Below are 16,552 nucleotides of genomic sequence, written 5' to 3'. Positions count from 1 at the left end.
GATGACGTCGGGACCCCCAGGGGGGCGACATCTCCACTGCCCCCCTTACAAACTTTTCTGGTGAAGCTTTTTCCAAAGCTTCAATCAGATAAATTTTATAAAGAACTCTTCCATCAACCGGCAGGTTTAAAGGAACCGCGAACTTTGATGAAACTTTACCATGCAAAGCTTCCGGGCAAAGGTTTATAAAACGTCCCCGGAAACACTCTCCAGTCGTGAAAATCGGTTGATAATTAGAGGTGATGCTCATGGGAAGGACTACTAAGGTTGGTTCAGCCGGAAGGTACGGTCCAAGGTACGGTCTCAAGATTAGAAGAAGGGTCGCGGCCGTTGAGGCCAAGATGAAGCAGAAGCACGTCTGCCCGGTCTGCGGAAGGAAGGCCGTCAGGAGGATAAGCACCGGCATATGGCAGTGCCAGAAGTGCGGCGCCACCTTCGCCGGCGGTGCCTACCTGCCGACCACTCCGGCAGGAAAGGTCGCCAAGCGTGTCACGGCCTCCAAGGCCTGACCCCTTTCCTTTGCTTAGTTTAGGGTGATAACCATGGTGATGGCCGTTTACCGCTGCGCAAAATGTGGAAAGGAGGTCGAGCTCGACCTCGAAAACACCAGGGAAGTCCGCTGCCCCTACTGCGGCAGCAAGATACTCTACAAGCCCAGGCCCAGGGTGGCCAGACGCGTAAAGGCGATCTGATTCTTTCGTTTCGAAAGCCTTTTATCGCTTAAACGAATTTTGAGTGAGGGCTATGATGCTGATAACGACTTCCCACAGACCCACGAGGAGGACGAGGAGCTTCGGCCACGACCTGGAGAAGGTCTTCCCCAACTCGCTCTACCTGACCAGGGGAAAGAAGACGGTCCAGGACCTGCTCATGGAGGCCTACGACAGGAACTACGAGAGGCTCTTGATAGTCAACGTCTGGAAGGGCAACCCGCTCAAGATGACCTTTATCAAAGTTGACCCCGAGGACTGGGGCTACCTCGGCTACCTGTACCTCCACGGCATCAAGCTCCAGCGCGAGATTGGTTTCAGGGACATAAGGCCCATACGCGAGGAGATGCCGCTTGTTGTGACCACCGCAAAGCGCGTCGGCCTCGACCACGTTGCGTTCGCCCAGGTTTTCGCCGAGCTGACCGGCGGAAAGTTCGTCCCGAGGAAGGAGCGCTCGCTCCTAGGAATAGCCGACAGGTACAACACCGACGTGCTGAGCGTAATCGAGAGGCACCCGCGCGGAATGGCGGTGAACTTCTACCGCCTGGACGTCAATAAGGAGAAGGCCGTTGGCCCGCTCATAAGCGTCAAGATATGGATAATGGAGGACGGGCGGAGATGGGACTACAAGGAGGCGGCGTGGCTGAAGAAAAAGCCTGGCCAATCGAAGGAGTGATCGAAATCTCCTTTCCCGATGAGGAGACTGCTAGGATAGTCTACGAGAGCGTTCTGTACGAGCACGAGAGCGTGCCCTACCGGAGGAGCAGGATAGAGTTCCTCCGCGAGGGGAACAGGATAATAATCCGCTTTCTCGCCCGGGACAACTCCGCCCTGAGGGGAACGCTGAACTCCTATCTGAGATGGATCAAGGTCGCTATGGACTCGCTTGAGGTTTAAATGGAAACAGCAAGATGGCTCAAACCCTCCTGCCCTCTTTTATGTATATCACCCTCGCGCCTATCTCTTTTGCGTGGTCGCTTATCCTTTCGAGGTGGCGCATTATCAGCGCGTCCCTCGCCTTCCCAGGACTCTCGTTTAGGGCCTCAAGCGACCTCAGGTAATACCCGTCAATCCGCCTGTCGAGCTCAAGGAGCCTGCCGACGAGGGTTTCGTTCAGCCCCATGAACGCGTCAACTGAGAGCCTCACAGCTTCCTCCGTCAGGGTAAACGCCCTCCGGGAGAGCTCAGTCGACCCCCCAACAATCCTCGCCGTCCGCTCTATCTCCATAGCGTATCTGGAAATCCGGTAGAGGTCATAGGAGACGTCTATGGCGCTCTGGATAAATCGCAGGTCGCCGGCAACCGGGGAGTAGCGGACGAGGAGCTCTGTGGCGAGCTCAAGGACGTCGGCCCTTATGAGGTGTAGCCTGCTCGATATCTCCTCCGTCGAATCGAAGTCGCCCTCGATGCTCTTCCTCGCAGACTCAAGGGCCTCGATGGAGCCGTTGGCCATCTCCCCAATCATTTTCTTCAGCTGCTCAATCCCTATGTCGAGAAGCTTCCTCATGCTACCACCTCACGAGACGAAGAGTATCGGGGCCCTTTCGAGCCCCTTCGAACCCTCAAGGTAGTAGAGTGCCGAGCGGAGAACGTTCTTTGTGTGATTGTAAATCCCCTCACAGTGCATCAGCGTCGCCATGACCATCGGGTTCTCCGTCTTAACGTTCCCCTTCCAGAACTCCTCAAAGGACAATTCAAGGAAGGGGAGCTCCTCCACGGGGTAGGGCTTCTCCCTGACCAGCGACTCGATTCCAATGGCCAGCCATGACCGCAGGAGGCTCAGCCCATCAACCGCCACATCCCGGGCGCACTCCGGGCTCCCTATGAAGAGGAGGGCCTCCATCCTCGACAGGTGCCTCGCTATCCTGTAGAGGTCATAGGAGGAATCGAGGGCCGAGCGGACGAAGCGCAACTCCCTCGCGAGGGGCTGATAGCGGAGCAGTATCTCTATCAGGATGTCGTTGAGCTTCATCCTCAGATGTACGGCCTCCCAGAAGAGGTCCTCGACTTCCCCGGGCTCATTTTCCTTGGCCTCCCTCTCAAGGGTCTCCATGCCGTTCAGAACCATCCCCCCGAGCTCTTCCAGCAGGTTCCGGGCCTTCTCCATCGCCTTCCACTTCATCCCAGCGCCCCCGTCACGTACTTCTCGGTCAGCTCGTGCTCCGGGTTCTCGAAGACCTTCCTCGTCGGGCCCACCTCGATTAGCTTCCCGAGGTAGAGGAAGGCCACCCAGTCCGAAACGCGCGCCGCCTGCGCCGGGGAGTGGGTGACGAGGACTATCGTGTACTCCCCCTTCAGCTCGAACAGGAGCTCCTCAATCTTCGCAGTCCCCACCGGGTCTATGTTTGCAGTCGGCTCGTCCATCAGGAGGATTCTCGGCTTCATCGCGAGGGCCCGCGCTATCACAAGCCTCTGCCTCTGACCGCCGGATAAGTTCGAGGGATAATCGTTGAGCCTGTCCCTGACCTCATCCCAGAGGGCGGCCTTCTTCAGCGCCCACTCGACCCTCTCAGGCATCTCCTCCCTGGGGAGCAGGTTGTTCAGCTTCAGTCCGAGGGCCACGTTCTCGTAAATCGTCAGGTGCGGGAAGGGGTTCGGATACTGGAAGACCATCCCCACCTGCCTCCTCACCTCTATCGGGTCGACATCGGGGGAGTATATGTTCTCTCCGAAGAGCCTGACCTCCCCCTCGACCCTCGCGCTCTCGTTGAGTTCTATCAGCCTGTTGAATGTCCTCAGCATCGTCGATTTTCCGCAGCCGCTCGGGCCCATGAGGGCGAAGACGCCCCTCTCGGGAATCTGGAGGTCGACGCCCTTGATAACGTGGTTTGAGCCGTAGTAGACGTTCAGGTTCTTCGTCTCAATCGCGCGGTTCACAGTTTCACCTCCCTAAGGCTGAGCCTTATCGGGACGAATATCCCGAGGAAAATCAGCAGGAGGACGAGCGAGGCCCCCCACGCCGTCTGGTGGTCCATCTTACTCGGGCTCTGGACGAGCTGGTAGATGAGGAGCGGGATTGCGCCGACCGGCTTCGTCACGGAGTGGGGGTAGCTCTCGTAGAGCCCGCCGGCGGTGAAGAGGAGCGGTGCCGTTTCTCCGGCAACCTTGGCGAGGCCTATGAGGACTCCGGTCAGGATTCCGCGCTTCGCCATCGGCGCCAGGACCCGGAAGAGGACCTTCGCCCTCGTGAGCCCGAGGGAGAAGGCCGCCTCGCGGTAGGTGAAGGGTATCTCGCGCATAGCCTCGTGGGTGTAGACGGCGACGTAAGGTGTGAGGATTATCGCGAGGGCCAGCGCGCCGGCTATGGCGGAGTAGGTCCCCATCGGGACTACTAAGGCCTGCATCACGAAGACCCCGACGAGTATCGTCGGGAATTCGAGCATTATCTGGAGGAGCGTCTTCGTCCACCTGCCTATGGTGCTGTTCGGGAACTCGTAGGCGTAGAGGCCGACGAGGAAGGCCACGGGGAGCCCGAGGAGGGCCGAGAGGAAGGTCAGCAGGAAGGTTCCGGCTATGGCCGGCCCGATTCCACCCTCCGAGAGCGTGCCGGTGATGAACGTCCTCCCGCGCTCCGCTATGACCGGCAGGCCCTTCGCCGTGACCGTGAGGATGATGTGGAAGAGCGGGAGGATTGCGAGGAAGGTCAGGGCCCCTACGCAGGCCAGGAATGCCTTCTCCTTGAGCCTCCTCGTCTCAGGCCTTGACATTCTCTTCCCACCTCCGGAGTATCCTGAGGCCGAGCAGGTTCACGGCGAGACCTATCGCGAAGAGCGCGAGGCCCGCGGCGTAGAGAACCGGCGTCATGTACTCGTAGATGAACGCGTTGCCGAACTGGTTCGCTATGAGCGACGAGACGGTGTAGCCCGGGGCGAATAATTGGCACGTCATGTTGAAGGTGTTTCCTATGACGAGGGACACCGCTACCGTCTCTCCTATAGCCCTTCCGAAGGCGAGTATGGTTCCGGAAACTATCGCGGGCCTTATGTAGCCGAGGAGGAGCCTCGTCGCCTCGAACCTCGTCGCGCCGAGCGCGTAGACCGCCTCGCGGTAGGTGAAGGGGACCATCGAGTAGGCCTCCCTGATTACAGCCGAGGCGAAGGGGGTAATCATAATCGCGAGCAGGACGCCGGCCGAGAAGTAGCTGTAGCCGGTCGTCGGCGGGTAGGAGAAGAGCGGGATGAAGGAGAGGTGCTCGTGAAGGGGCTTCATGACGTGCTCCCTGAGGAACGGGACGAGGACGAGAGCCCCCCAGAGGCCGTAGATTATCGTCGGGAGCCCGGCCATTATGTCGGAGACGACGATGAGGGGGTTCTTAAGCCACTTTGGGGCGTAGTCAACGACGAAAACAGAGTACGAAATCGAAAGCGGGAGTGCGAGCGCTATTGCAATCAGTGAGGTGTAAATGCTCCCCCATATCGCCGCGGCGACGCCGTAGATCTCGTCTTCCGGGTTCTCGGCGGCCATCCACACGTTATTCAGGTAGACGCCAATCCCAAAGCGGTGGAAGGCCGGCACCGCGTTGGTGAAGTAAACGAACAGCATGCCGGCGAAGAGGATAAAAACGACGAGGACAGCGGGAAACGTCACGGTCTTGAAAGCGTCCCTCATCTCGCCACCTCCCTTATCCTGACCCTGCCAATGGACTTGGCAAACTCTATGGACTCAAAAACGCTCTCCGGCCTTGAGAAGCACCGGATTTCAAGGACAACGTAGTCGGGCCTCACCGCCCCCACGAGCCTCCCTATGTAGTTCTTCCCTATCATGCCCTCACCCGGCGGTAGATGCTCGTCTCTCTCGCCGTTGTTGTCGTGGACGTGGGCTTCCTCGGCCTTCAGCAGGGCGAACTCGTCCATTGGAACGCCGTACTTCATGGCCGTCAGGAAGGCGTGCCCGACGTCGAGGCAGATTCCGACGTTCTCATCTATGAATGGCAGCAGCTCGTGGGGAAACGCGCCGACCCTAGCATCGGTGAGGTTCTCCATGAGCAGTTCAACCCCGTAGTCCTCAGCGATGGCCGAAATCTCCATGAGCTGTCTCCTCGTGTTGGCGAAGGCCCTGTGGTAGCTCTCCCTGATGTCGCCCCCGTGGATGACGACTACGCTCGCGTCGAGGGCGCTCGCCACCCTGAAGACCCGCTCCATGGTCACGACGTTCATCCTGCTGTAGTGGCCGAGGTCAACGCTGACGTTCCCCCCGTCCGACGTCGGCGCGTGGAGTGTGAACTCGACTCCGAGGCCGGCTAGGTTCTTCAGGACGTCCCAGTTGATGCCATTCTCAGTGAGCACCTCAACGTCGTCGAAGCCGAGCTCAAGGACCTCAACGCCCAGTTCATCGAGGGGGAAGCCGTTCCCGCTGACCTCCCTGACTATGAAGGTGTTCACGCCGACCTTCATGGCCACCACCAAAAAGGGAGAAGAGTCAGCCGGTCTGAATCATGTCAACAGCGTTAAGCCCGATTTCCGCGACGTCCTTCGGGAGGCCGACGTAGCCCGGGGCGAGGTACTCCTCCCTCTGGCCCTCGGTGAGGACCCACTTCAGGAACTCCTTTATTTCCCTGGCCTTCTCGGGGCTGTAGTGCTTTCCTTCCCTGTTCTGCCAGACGAGCAGGTGAGTGAATGCCACTACCGGGTAGGCGTTCTCGCCGGGCGCGTTGAGGAGCCCCTTGAGGTCCTCCTTGTAGCCCTCGGTCGGGTCCGGGATTTTGGACTTGAGGGCCGAAACGGCCGCCTTAATGGTCTCGTCCGTAGGCTTGACGAAGTTCCCGTCCCTGTTCTTGAGGGCGGCAACCTTGAGGTTCTCCTCTATGGCGAAGGAGAGCTCAGTGTAGGCTATGCTGTACTTGGTGCTCTTGAGGGCCTGGACAACTCCGGGGTTGCCCTTTCCGCCGATTCCCCTTCCCATCTTGTCCACCGGCCAGTTGACGAGTTTTCCTGCCCCCACCTTCTCGGCGAACTCCTTGCTCACGAGGGTGAGGTAGGTGGTGAATATCGCCGTCGTTCCGCTCGCGTCGCTCCTGTGGACGACGATTATCTTCTCGTGCGGGAGCTTCGCGTCCGGGTTGAGCTTCTTTATCGCCTCGTCGTCCCAGTACTCTATCTCCCCCATGAAAATCTTCGCGAGGGTTTCGCCGTCGAGCTTGAGCTCATCGAGGCCGGGCACGTTGTAGGCAACGACCACCGCACCGACTATCTCCGGGAACTGGAGGGGCTGGTCGCCTGTCTTCAGGAACTTCTTCCACGTGGACTCCTTAACCGGCGGGTCGCTCCTTCCTATGTCCGTGAGGCCTTTCAGGAAGGCCTCCTGACCGTGGCCGCTTCCGCCGCCCTCGTACTCGATCCTAACGTCCGGGTGGGCCTTCATGTAGGCCTCAATCCACTTTTGAATCTGGTACTGCGGGAAGGTCGCTCCGGTCGTGCGGATGGTTATAACCTTGACGTCGGCTTTGGCCCCCTGGGTGACCGTGGACGTGGACTTGGCCGTTGAGCTGCTTGTTGGGCTTTTGTCCTCCCCAGTGGAGCTTATGCAACCGCTCGACAGGACGGCAATTCCGAGCAGAAACACCAGCAGCAGTGCCGCGAACCGCTTCATGGCTTTCACCGATTACCACTTTGGGGCATTGAATATAAACCTTTCCGCAATAATTTATAGTTGTATCAAGATAAATATAGATTCTATATAGCAATGTAGATTATGGACCCACCATCACAAGTTTCTTAAACTCCCTCCCTTATTCTAACCCGGCATTACGATTACGGAGGTGTGTCTCATGCAGAACATCCCGCCCCAGGTTCAGGCCATGCTCGGCCAGCTTGAGAGCTACCAGCAGCAGCTCCAGCTCGTCATCCAGCAGAAGCAGAAGATCCAGCTTGAACTCACCGAGGCAAAGAAAGCGTTGGAAGAGCTTGAGAAGGTCGAGGACGGAACCGTCATCTACAAGACCGTTGGAACGCTCATCGTCAAGACCGACAAGGCTAAGGCCGTTGGGGAGCTGGAGGAGAAGGTCGAGACCCTGGAAGTTCGCCTGAACGCCCTTGAGAGGCAGGAAAAGAAGCTCAACGAGAAGCTCAAGGAGCTTACCGCGAAGATACAGTCCGCCCTCAGACCCACCGCGGGCTGACCTCTTCTCTTTCATTTGGGTGGTAGCGATGGACGAGGGAGCCAGCGGGAGAAAGGTTATCCACATCGGTCTGCCTGAGCTGAGCGAGGAGCAGATAATAGAAATCGGCGAGCTTGCGCAGGAGACGATAATCAAGCACGTCTTCGACGTCCTCAACAGGAGCGACGTCAAGGATATAGAGGTTACGATGAGGATAAACCACGGCGAGACCCTCGACCTTGAGGTTGAGGTCTACCTGGAGGTTCCAATCTTCGTGAAGGTGGACGTTGAGGGGCTAATAGACGAGGCCCTTGAGAAGGCCTACGCGGCAGTTGAGAGAAAGCTGAGGGAGATTGCGGATGAGGGGAAAAATAAGGCTTAAACGCTTCCTGCAGCGCTCACGGGATAAATCTTTCCTCCTCCTCTGCCACCACAACGCCGACCCCGATTCCCTCGGCTCGGCGATAGCGTTTGCCCTCTATCTCAAATCAATCGGCGTTGAAAACGTGAGAATAGGCGTCGCCCAGAGCGTCTCCTCCTACGCCAAGAGACTGCTCACCCTCTCACCCGTTCCGCTCGAAAAGGACCCCCCTGTTCGGGAGGACGTGGTGGTAATCTTCGACACCTCCTCCCTCGAACAGCTCGAACCCATCGAGATTCCGCGCGGTAAGACAGTCATCGTCATAGACCACCATGCCGAGAAGGAGAAGCCGATCAGAGCCGATATAGCCGTCGTCGATTCATCGCGCACCTCCACGGCCGAGATAGTCTGGGAGCTGTTCAAATATCTCGACTTCTACGATGAGAAAGCCGTTAAGGCCCTTCTCGCCGGAATAGTCACCGACACTGCAAACTTCCGCTTCGCGAACGCGAAGACATTCAAGGCTCTGAGCGAGATGCTGGAGCGCTTTCCGGTCCAGATGGGTGAGATTTTCCAGCTCGTGGCCCCCGTCAGCGACGAGAACATAGACCAGGCAAAGCGTATGGCCGTTCTCAAGGCCTGCCAGAGGATGGAGATAAGGAAGTTCAGAAGGTACATCATAGCGGTCTCCAGGGTTTCTGCCTACGAATCCCTCGCATGCAAGACGTTCCTGAACCTCGGCGCCGATATTGCGGTGGTTGGGAGTGAGAAGAAGGGAGTGAGGATTTCGGCGAGGGCAAAAGAAAACCTCGTGAAGAAGGGCCTGCACCTCGGGAAGATAATGGAGAAGGTCGGGCCGGTCATAGACGGCTCGGGCGGCGGCCACGCCGGCGCCGCCGGGGCGAACGGAAGGAAGAACCTCGATGAGGCTATAAAGCTGATCCTGAAGGAGATTGAGAGGTTTTTGAGGGAGGTTGATTGATATGGCAAAGTGCCCGCTCTGCGGCAGTTCCCTCGACTGGGCGGAACTTATAGAGCAGATGCTAGCCCTTGAGAACGCGGATGCGATTTTTCAAGAACGAGAAAAGTTCATGGAAACCTTCGAAAGTTTCGTCTTCAAGTGCCCCCACTGCGGTGAGGAGTTCTACGGGAGGAACCTTCCGGGGAAAGAGGCTGAAAAGGTCTTCGCCCTGCTCAACGAGTTCAAGGGTTCCATAGACTGGGAGAACCGGAAGGTTCGCCTGAGGCTCAACAGCCTCTTGGCGCTCGACACGATGCTTGAGAACTGGGATAAGAAGGTCAAGGGTTAGCGATAGCCTTTTTTACTTTCGTCCCCTACTTCCAGCGGTTGGTGGTTCTCGTGGAGGCCGTGGAGCTTTACCTATCCAAAGGGGACTATAAAAACGCACTGAGGAATGCGCTGGGTATCGGAGACCGGATAAAGCGCCTGATAGCCTTAACCGAAGTCCTGACGGCCTTTCCGCGGGACGAAGTCCTAAGCCACATGCTGGATACGCTTGAATCAGTGGGTGGAACGCCGGAGAAGGCCTTAGCGTATTCCATCCTCGGAAGGGCGCTCTACACGCTTGACCGGGACAGGGACGCGGAGGCGTACTTTGAAAACGCCGTGGGCATCGCGGGGAGCATAGACTCTCCGAGGGTAAGGGGAGAGGTGCTGGCAGGAATAGGAAGGAACCTTGTCCTCTCGGACCGCTATAAAGATGGCTTGAGGCTTTTCAGGGAGGCCGTAGAGCTCCTCCAGGCCTCGCGGGGGCTGTCATCGGCGGCAACGTCATCGCTCATAAAGGTCGCCCGGCTGATTGAGAAGAGCGCCGACGAGGTACCCAACGAAATGGCCCTGGGATTCTACGAGCTTGCCCGGGACGTTTACGCCTCGATATTCTTCAAACTCCAGGCAAAGCACATTGAGGACAAGATGGAGCTGATAAAGGACGTTTTGAAGAGGGGCAAAGCGGCGGTGGAGGAGCTCCTTGAGAAGGGGGAGGTAGAGCCCGCGATTTCAATGATGCGCTTCCTCCCGCTTGAGGGAAGAGCCGTAGCCATGCTTGAGCTGGCATACTGGCTCTACCTCCACGAGCAGCCGAGGCTCGGCAGGAGGGTCTTCGACGACGCCCTTGAGATAATCTTCGTGGGCAAGTTCAGGCCGACCGACAGGGAGCTGGAGGGGATAGCTAGGCGCTTCCTCCGCATAGGATTCCTGGATGAGCCGCTGATTCTGGCAGGGGTTATCAGGGACGATAAGATAGCGTCGGAGCTCCTTGGGGAGGTGGCCCTGGCCCACGCCCGCTGGGGCGATGAAGCCAGGGCCCGTTCGATAGCCGCGGGAATAAGGGACGAAAGCGTTAAGAACCGCGTTTTAGAGGAACTGGAGGGTGAGAATTATGTGGGACACGAGCAAGGATTACCGCTTACTGGTGGCGGAGAAGGCGGTGGAGCTGTTCCTGAAGACGGTGGAGCACGCGAAGTTCAAGGGGAAGTGGAACAAGAAGGGAGCGATTCAGCTGGCGAAGGAGATGATTCCGGAGATACAGGCGATGAGGTACAGCTACGTGGAGCCGAAGGAGCTGATTGAGACACCGCAGATGAAGGCCCTGAAGGAGAAGGCCAGCGGCATAATCGAGGCCCTTGGAGGAGAGGACTGGCACCACAAGTTCATCAGCCTGGCGGATAAGAGCGAGCGCGAGAAGGTCGAGGAGCAGGTGGCTAAAGTCCGCTTCTTCCTCAACACAATCCTCGGCCTCGACAAGCGCCTCGCCCTTGGGAAGATAAACGACCCGGTCATAGCAGTTGATATAAAGGTCGGCGAGGTTATGAGCGTCGGCAAGCACCCGAACGCTGACCGATTGCTAGTTACCAACGTGAACATCGGAGATAGAGCTATTACCGTCGTCACCAACGACATGACAGTGAAGGAAGGGAACCGCGTGGCTGTCGCGTTACTCCCGCCGGCCAACTTCCGTGGAATCGTCAGCGAGGGAATGTTCCTCGGCGCCGGAGAGGGCGTCCTCAAGGACGTAAATGGAGAGATAGGCGGCCTGCCCAAGGGAGTTCCGCTTGAGGCCTTCAACGAGACGAGGAATCTCGTAGAGGCGTTTTTGAAGGGGTGACCTTTCGCTTTTTGTTCTGATGTATTCACTAGCTTACTCGATTACTCTTCTTTCTTTTGGCTTATTCTCATCGTAAAATTCAACTCTAAATAAATTTATACTCGAAAAAAAAAGGAAAAAATTTTACCAATAGTAAAAGAAAAAGCTTATATACCAGAACATGCATAGGTGTTATGAAAACTCTCTGGAGGTGAACTACTTGAGATGGAAGCCTATGTTGGCAGTCCTCTTGGGACTGCTGATGGTTGGGGTTATGGCAGGAAACGTGAATGCCAGCGCAACCTCACCTAAAAAGGTACAACCTCAAGATGCAGGAGGTTATTGGGAATACTGGAAAGTGGAAAGTGTCACGTATCTTGGTGAATATTATGATTCGGATTGGACTTCATGTGCTTCTACTCCCCCACGGGGTGGAACTCAAGGAGACTATGTAGTGTGTGATACACCAGTTACAGTGTCTAATAGATATTATGGAAATTTAAAAGTAACTGTTGATACATTGAGTATTGAAGTAGGATTTGATGTAACTAAAAGTTTTACCCGTGTAGCGGGATATCGAGCAATTGTCCAATATAATGGTCAATATGTTGAAATTTTTTATGCTAATGTATATGACAAATACAGAGTTGTCCAAAGACACTATGTCCACATTGATGGGCGAACATATGCTGGAGAGACTGCTACTGTGTATGTTCTAAAATGGAAGCGCTTCTATTTTCCAGTAATAAGAAGAGATGGTAACCGATGAGAAACACAAGCATGTTTGTTATAGGGTTAGGGATACTTTTAATCTTGTTTTATTATACTATATTTTTTACACACAAAAGTCAAACCCCCTTACAAGGAGAGCTCTTCATCTCCAACGTAACCGGCTACATCGCCGGCTATCCAAACGAAACAGTGGAACTCCACCTCTACTGGATAAAGGCGGGGAACGGCAACTTTAGCGGCACCTTCAGAGTGGGCGGTTTCCCGTCCTGCGTTAAGGCAGGAAACGTAGGCCTAACGGAACTTCCCCAAAGAGGGGAGCTCAGAAAGGCCATAATTCACGTGACACTGACCCTTGGAAAGCCGGGCAGGTGCGTTCTGAACGGTGCTTACGTTGAACTCCTTCGGGGAAACCGCTCCAAGAGGGTGCCCCTTGGGAGAGTTGAGGTCGTCATACTAAGGCCAGAACCTGAGATGCCAGTTATAACCCAGTACATCGGCGGCTCATCGGGGTCAGAGCCTCCGCGGGAGGTTCTCTTCAGCTATGCCATCCTCAACCCACTGAGCGAGCCGGTGGAAGTTCTGAACGTTACCTTTAACCTCTCCGACTTCCGGCTTGAGAGCTTTAGACCTGTAAAGATTCTCCCCAATCAGATGGCCAACGTTACATTTACGCTCGTCAACACGACAAAACTTGGAAGCCTCTACGTCATCAGGCCGATACTCGTTTACCGTGTGGGCTCGGAAACCTATCTGATGCCCGCTGAAACGTATCACTTTGACACAGTCCCTGACGATGAGACCTTAAAAAAGATGCTTGAGGGGCACTAAGCCCCCATTCTCTTCCTCACGACCTCCAAAGCCCTCTCCGCGTCTTCCCTGAACTCCGGATAGCCGAGCTCCTCGTGCCATCCCCTGAGCCTGTAGAACTAGCCGAGGCCCTTTCCGCCCACGAACTTCCTAATCACCTCGTCGGGTAGTTCCTCGTAGGTAACCTTCCCCTCGGTCAGGTTCACTCTCGCTATCTTGTTCTTGTATCCGTACATCAAAGGCACCTCCTGGCTTTCTCCCGGTCTTCCCTACTCAACCTCCAGCCCATGGCACCGGCGTTCTCTTCCACGTGCTCCTTCCTGCCGGCCTTTGGAATGGCCACGACGTTCTCCTCCCAGATGAGGTAGTTGAGCGCGACCTGGGCGGGGGTTTTGCCGTACTTCCGTCCAATCTCAGCTAAACAAGGGTTCCTCGCGAGGGAGCCCTTTTCAAGGGGAGTGTATGCCATCAAAGCGATACCCTCACGCTTCATGTAATCGAGAAGCCCGCTCGTTTCGGGCCACCTGTCACTGAGCGAGTACTTGACCTGGTTGGCCACTATCTCATACTTCCTCATGGCATCCTGGGAACGCCTGAGAAGCTCAAGGTCGAAGTTGCTCACACCAATGTAGCGGATCAGCCCTCCATCAACCAGTTCTTCGAGTGCGTGGAGCGTCTCCTCGATTTTCCTCCAGCTCTCACCGGGCCAGTGGAGCAGGTAGAGGTCTATGTACGTGCCGAGCCTTCTCGCGCTCGCCCTCGCGGCTTTCTTTGCTTTAGCGTAGCCGAAGTTCGTCGGCCAAACCTTGCTGACTATGAAGAGCTCCTCCCTCTCGAAGCCCTTGATAGCCTTACCCACAAGTTCCTCAGAATGGCCCGCCCCATAGAACTCAGCCGTGTCTATGAGGTTAATCCCGAGTTCAAGACCGTACCTCAGGGCCTCGACGCTCTCCCCGTCGCGCGAGTAGTCCGGGCTCTCCTTTCCACCGATGCCCCACGTGCCCATTCCAATGGAGGTAACGCCGTCATCGCCTATCTTTTTAACATCGATTACCTTGGAAGCCGTCACAGTACCCCACCACCGAAAGAATCGAGGTTCGTGCTAATTAGGTTTCTGGATTATGAAAAAAGCGAAGGGGCTCAAGCCCCGAACTTCTCGGAGCGGTTCATGAGGTCCATCATTATCGGCACTATGTCGTGGCCCTTTATCCTGCCGAGGCCGCCGCGCATGCACTCGCGCTCGCCGAAGCTCTCGGTGTGGTCGGGCCTAACACCGCCACCGGCTATGAGAACCGGAACCGGGTCGCCGCTGTGGTTCATGACCTCGCAGGGCGTTGAATGGTCGCCGGTTATGGCTATAACGACGTCCTCAAGGTCAACTTTGTCAACTATGTAGCCTATCATCCTGTCGGCCTTCTCTATCATCTCAACCTTGAGCTTCGGATTGTTGTCGTGGCCCGCTGCATCGGTCGGCTTGAAGTGCAGGAAGACGAAGTCGTACTCATCGAGGAGCTCGACCACCTTCCTCGCCTTCGCCATCTCGTCGGTGTTGTACTCGCCGGTGGCTCCCTCGGGGGTGTATATGTCGAAGCCTATCGCCCTTGCGACGCCCTTAACGAGGGAAACCGCAACGACCGCCGCTGCCTTCACCTTCCACTGCTCTGTGAACTTCATCGGAATGTCCGGGTAGGTGCCGGCGCCCCTCACCAGGAGGTAGTTGGCCACGGGCTTACCAGCCTTTCTGCGCTCCTCGTTGACGGGGTGCCTTTCGAGAACCTCGTGGGCCTGTCTGACGAACTCGTCGAGTATCTCGGCAACGCGCCTGCTCTCCTCGTCCTCCCAGGCGAACTCGTGGGGCGGCTTCCCGGCCTCGTGCGGGTCGTTCTCGCCAACGCGATACCCCGAAGCCATGCCCTTGAGAACGAGAACCGCCCTGTGGCCGGTCGCTCCAACGAAGATGAAGTCAACCGGAAGCTTTACCTCCTCCTGAATGGCCTTCGCCAGCTCGTGGGCTTCCTCAGTGCTTATCCTTCCGGCGCGCCTGTCAGTTATGACGCCGTTCTCGATGGTCGCGAAGTTTACGCGGAAAGCTAAGTCGTCCTCATCGAGGTCCAGGCCGACGCCGAGCGCCTCAAGGAAGCCCCTTCCGCGGTAGACCCTGTAGGGGTCGTAGCCGAAGATGCTCAGGTGAGCGGTGTCACTGCCCGCCGGCTGGCCGGGCTTTATGGGGTCCTGCTGGCCGAGGATGCCCCATCTCGCGAGTCCATCCATGTTGGGTGTGTTTGCGTGCTCAAGCGGAGTTTTTCCGCCGAACTCCTTTATCGGTCTGTCCCCGAGACCGTCAAGGATTATGAGAAGTCCCTTCCTCTGCTTCATATCTATCACCTGGAGTGAGTAGCGGCATGGAGTTAAAAGCTTTGTTGGCTGGATTTGAACCGCTTCATCACCCTGAGTTTCAAAAAAGCTTTTAACCCCTCCCCCTTTCTCCCACTGGGGGTGAGGGAATGAAGATAATGTGGGCACCGTGGCGCATCGAGTACATACGCTCACCAAAGCACGATGGATGTATATTCTGCGATTTCCCGAAGGAGAACCGCGATAAGGAGAGGCTCATCCTCTACCGCGGGAAGCACTGCTTCATAATCATGAACAACTACCCCTACAATCCCGGTCACGTTATGATAGCCCCCTACCGGCACGTTGGAAGGTGGGAGGATTTAACCGACTACGAGCTTCTTGAGATGATGCGGCTCTCCCAGCTCATGATAAAGGCCCTGAAGAAGACGATGAACCCGCAGGGCTTCAACATGGGCGTGAACCTCGGCCGCGTTGCCGGCGCCGGAATAGACGACCACGTGCACCTCCACATAGTGCCGAGGTGGAACGGGGACACGAACTTCATGCCGGTAATAGCCGACACCAAGGTAATCCCTGAGTCGCTTGAAGAAGCCTACGACGAGCTGAAGAGGGCTATAGAGGAGATAGCGGAGGAGACCTCCGAATTCTCCTGACTTTTATCCTGAACGTATCATCCAGGGGAAGACCCTCAAAGAGGTCAGGGCTTATCTCCAGTACAGGGAGGTCCGCCTCGACCACTGTTTCTTTGTTAAGCGGGTCCCTCGCTGTGAGTCTAATGAGCCTCCCTCCCATAACGGTTGCGGAGATTCTGATGCCCTTCTCCGACACACCTTCGAGGACGAAGTCCCCACCCCTAAGCTCCCAGACGATTCTCTTTATGAGCGCGGGGGCGCTCTCTGGGGTCACGTGATGCACGACGCCTTCGTCAGACTCCAGTTCCAGCACAGGGCAGGCTGCCTGAGCGCTGCAGAAGTCCCTTATCGCCTCGGCTATACCCCTGGCGAAGTTTTCCAACGGTTTGCCCATGAGGAGTTCACCGAACCCTGACCAGCTGGCCGTTACTTTGAGCCTCTTCCCCTGCATTTCAAACGTCACCGTGAGTACGCCCTTTTCCCCGGTGAAAGTGTACACGGCGGCGTTCTTTCTGAATCCCAGGGCCAGCGTGAACTCGTAACCGAAGTCAAATATGAACCTGGGGACGTTAAACCTCACGGTATCATCATGTAAGCTTTCGAAGTACGGAAAGAACGGAAGGGTCTTCTCGGGCTCGCTAAGGATCATCTGGAGGCCTTCCCAGGAATGGGGCAGTTCTACCTCGTGGCTTTTAGTTTTCACCGCCACTCACCGAGGATTTGTAAAAAAAGCTATGTAAAAAGGTTTC

General features: G+C 56.5%; 22 protein-coding genes and 1 pseudogene. 12 read left to right on the top strand and 11 right to left on the bottom strand.

The genetic code is table 11. The features are described from left to right. Positions 1-248: 248 nt before the first annotated feature. From E3E51_RS03945 to pcc1, 4 genes are read left to right on the top strand one after another with little or no spacing between them, the layout of a single operon-like run. On the top strand, positions 249-509 hold the full coding sequence (locus E3E51_RS03945; protein WP_014012168.1) for a 50S ribosomal protein L37ae: 261 nt from the start codon (positions 249-251) through the stop codon (positions 507-509). A 33-nt stretch (positions 510-542) separates the two neighbouring features. Continuing rightward, complete coding sequence (locus E3E51_RS03940; RefSeq protein ID WP_012571411.1) at positions 543-692, top strand: DNA-directed RNA polymerase subunit P; 150 nt, start codon at positions 543-545, stop codon at positions 690-692. A 52-nt stretch (positions 693-744) separates the two neighbouring features. After that, on the top strand, positions 745-1,386 hold the full coding sequence (locus E3E51_RS03935) for a ribosomal biogenesis protein (RefSeq protein ID WP_167912121.1): 642 nt from the start codon (positions 745-747) through the stop codon (positions 1,384-1,386). After that, positions 1,329-1,607 (top strand): KEOPS complex subunit Pcc1, encoded by a 279-nt coding sequence (gene pcc1 / locus E3E51_RS03930; RefSeq protein ID WP_167911829.1) that lies wholly within the window; start codon positions 1,329-1,331, stop codon positions 1,605-1,607. Before E3E51_RS03935 ends, pcc1 begins: the two co-directional genes overlap by 58 nt. Positions 1,608-1,626: 19 nt before the next feature. Here pcc1 and E3E51_RS03925 read toward each other — a convergent pair whose 3' ends face one another. The 7 genes from E3E51_RS03925 to pstS are packed head-to-tail and all read right to left on the bottom strand — an operon-like array spanning position 1,627 to position 7,298. Further along, a complete protein-coding gene (locus E3E51_RS03925; RefSeq protein ID WP_167911828.1) occupies positions 1,627-2,217 on the bottom strand; it encodes a phosphate uptake regulator PhoU in 591 nt (196 codons plus the stop codon). A 9-nt stretch (positions 2,218-2,226) separates the two neighbouring features. Beyond that, on the bottom strand, positions 2,227-2,832 hold the full coding sequence (locus tag E3E51_RS03920) for a PhoU domain-containing protein (RefSeq protein WP_167911827.1): 606 nt from the start codon (positions 2,830-2,832) through the stop codon (positions 2,227-2,229). Beyond that, entirely contained in the window at positions 2,829-3,587 is a 759-nt protein-coding gene (locus E3E51_RS03915; RefSeq protein ID WP_167911826.1) for a phosphate ABC transporter ATP-binding protein, read from the bottom strand. The genes E3E51_RS03920 and E3E51_RS03915 overlap by 4 nt, the downstream gene beginning before the upstream one ends. Next, the gene (gene pstA / locus E3E51_RS03910; protein ID WP_167911825.1) at positions 3,584-4,417 is read right to left on the bottom strand and encodes a phosphate ABC transporter permease PstA; all 834 of its coding nucleotides are present in this window, start codon (positions 4,415-4,417) and stop codon (positions 3,584-3,586) included. The genes E3E51_RS03915 and pstA overlap by 4 nt, the downstream gene beginning before the upstream one ends. Next, entirely contained in the window at positions 4,404-5,318 is a 915-nt protein-coding gene (gene pstC, locus E3E51_RS03905; protein WP_167911824.1) for a phosphate ABC transporter permease subunit PstC, read from the bottom strand. The genes pstA and pstC overlap by 14 nt, the downstream gene beginning before the upstream one ends. Further along, positions 5,315-6,103 (bottom strand): sugar phosphate isomerase/epimerase family protein, encoded by a 789-nt coding sequence (locus E3E51_RS03900; protein WP_167912120.1) that lies wholly within the window; start codon positions 6,101-6,103, stop codon positions 5,315-5,317. The genes pstC and E3E51_RS03900 overlap by 4 nt, the downstream gene beginning before the upstream one ends. 25 nt (positions 6,104-6,128) lie before the next feature. Beyond that, entirely contained in the window at positions 6,129-7,298 is a 1,170-nt protein-coding gene (gene pstS / locus E3E51_RS03895; RefSeq protein ID WP_167912119.1) for a phosphate ABC transporter substrate-binding protein PstS, read from the bottom strand. A 178-nt stretch (positions 7,299-7,476) separates the two neighbouring features. On the opposite strand from pstS, the gene E3E51_RS03890 reads away from it, so the two are divergent. The 7 genes from E3E51_RS03890 to E3E51_RS03855 all read left to right on the top strand — a co-directional run bounded on the left by E3E51_RS03890 (position 7,477) and on the right by E3E51_RS03855 (position 12,834). Then, on the top strand, positions 7,477-7,827 hold the full coding sequence (locus tag E3E51_RS03890) for a prefoldin subunit beta (protein WP_167911823.1): 351 nt from the start codon (positions 7,477-7,479) through the stop codon (positions 7,825-7,827). Between the two features lie 28 nt (positions 7,828-7,855). After that, positions 7,856-8,188 (top strand): DUF3194 domain-containing protein, encoded by a 333-nt coding sequence (locus tag E3E51_RS03885; RefSeq protein ID WP_167911822.1) that lies wholly within the window; start codon positions 7,856-7,858, stop codon positions 8,186-8,188. Further along, positions 8,166-9,149, top strand: coding sequence for a bifunctional oligoribonuclease/PAP phosphatase NrnA (locus E3E51_RS03880; RefSeq protein ID WP_167911821.1), 984 nt, complete (start codon positions 8,166-8,168; stop codon positions 9,147-9,149). Before E3E51_RS03885 ends, E3E51_RS03880 begins: the two co-directional genes overlap by 23 nt. Before the next feature lies 1 nt (position 9,150). Continuing rightward, complete coding sequence (locus E3E51_RS03875; protein ID WP_167911820.1) at positions 9,151-9,477, top strand: hypothetical protein; 327 nt, start codon at positions 9,151-9,153, stop codon at positions 9,475-9,477. Between the two features lie 1,092 nt (positions 9,478-10,569). Beyond that, positions 10,570-11,295 carry a tRNA-binding protein gene (locus E3E51_RS03865; RefSeq protein WP_167912118.1) on the top strand — a complete coding sequence of 242 codons (726 nt, stop codon included), beginning with the start codon at positions 10,570-10,572 and terminating at the stop codon, positions 11,293-11,295. A gap of 199 nt (positions 11,296-11,494) precedes the next feature. After that, positions 11,495-12,043 carry a hypothetical protein gene (locus E3E51_RS03860; protein WP_167911819.1) on the top strand — a complete coding sequence of 183 codons (549 nt, stop codon included), beginning with the start codon at positions 11,495-11,497 and terminating at the stop codon, positions 12,041-12,043. 152 nt (positions 12,044-12,195) lie between these two features. After that, a complete protein-coding gene (locus tag E3E51_RS03855; RefSeq protein WP_167911818.1) occupies positions 12,196-12,834 on the top strand; it encodes a hypothetical protein in 639 nt (212 codons plus the stop codon). A gap of 101 nt (positions 12,835-12,935) precedes the next feature. On the opposite strand, the pseudogene E3E51_RS13245 reads toward E3E51_RS03855, so the two are convergent. From E3E51_RS13245 to E3E51_RS03845, 3 genes and pseudogenes are all read right to left on the bottom strand, one after another. Beyond that, a pseudogene (locus E3E51_RS13245) lies at positions 12,936-13,049 on the bottom strand (aldehyde ferredoxin oxidoreductase N-terminal domain-containing protein); the annotation flags it as partial. Beyond that, positions 13,049-13,819 (bottom strand): aldo/keto reductase, encoded by a 771-nt coding sequence (locus E3E51_RS03850; RefSeq protein WP_167912117.1) that lies wholly within the window; start codon positions 13,817-13,819, stop codon positions 13,049-13,051. The pseudogene E3E51_RS13245 and the gene E3E51_RS03850, both read right to left, overlap by 1 nt. Positions 13,820-13,953: 134 nt before the next feature. Continuing rightward, on the bottom strand, positions 13,954-15,189 hold the full coding sequence (locus E3E51_RS03845; RefSeq protein ID WP_167912116.1) for a 2,3-bisphosphoglycerate-independent phosphoglycerate mutase: 1,236 nt from the start codon (positions 15,187-15,189) through the stop codon (positions 13,954-13,956). A gap of 128 nt (positions 15,190-15,317) precedes the next feature. Between E3E51_RS03845 and E3E51_RS03840 the strand changes: the two genes are divergently transcribed. Beyond that, positions 15,318-15,824 carry an HIT domain-containing protein gene (locus E3E51_RS03840; protein WP_167911817.1) on the top strand — a complete coding sequence of 169 codons (507 nt, stop codon included), beginning with the start codon at positions 15,318-15,320 and terminating at the stop codon, positions 15,822-15,824. On the opposite strand, the gene E3E51_RS03835 is transcribed toward E3E51_RS03840, so the two are convergent. Continuing rightward, complete coding sequence (locus E3E51_RS03835) at positions 15,784-16,512, bottom strand: hypothetical protein (RefSeq protein ID WP_346765938.1); 729 nt, start codon at positions 16,510-16,512, stop codon at positions 15,784-15,786. The genes E3E51_RS03840 and E3E51_RS03835 overlap by 41 nt on opposite strands. Positions 16,513-16,552 lie beyond the last annotated feature (40 nt).

Origin of the sequence: Thermococcus sp. 21S7, from assembly GCF_012027615.1 — an archaeon.
Taxonomy (GTDB): domain Archaea; phylum Methanobacteriota_B; class Thermococci; order Thermococcales; family Thermococcaceae; genus Thermococcus.
The sequence above is the reverse complement of the archived record's forward strand: the minus strand, read 5'-3'. Positions and strand labels throughout refer to the sequence as shown.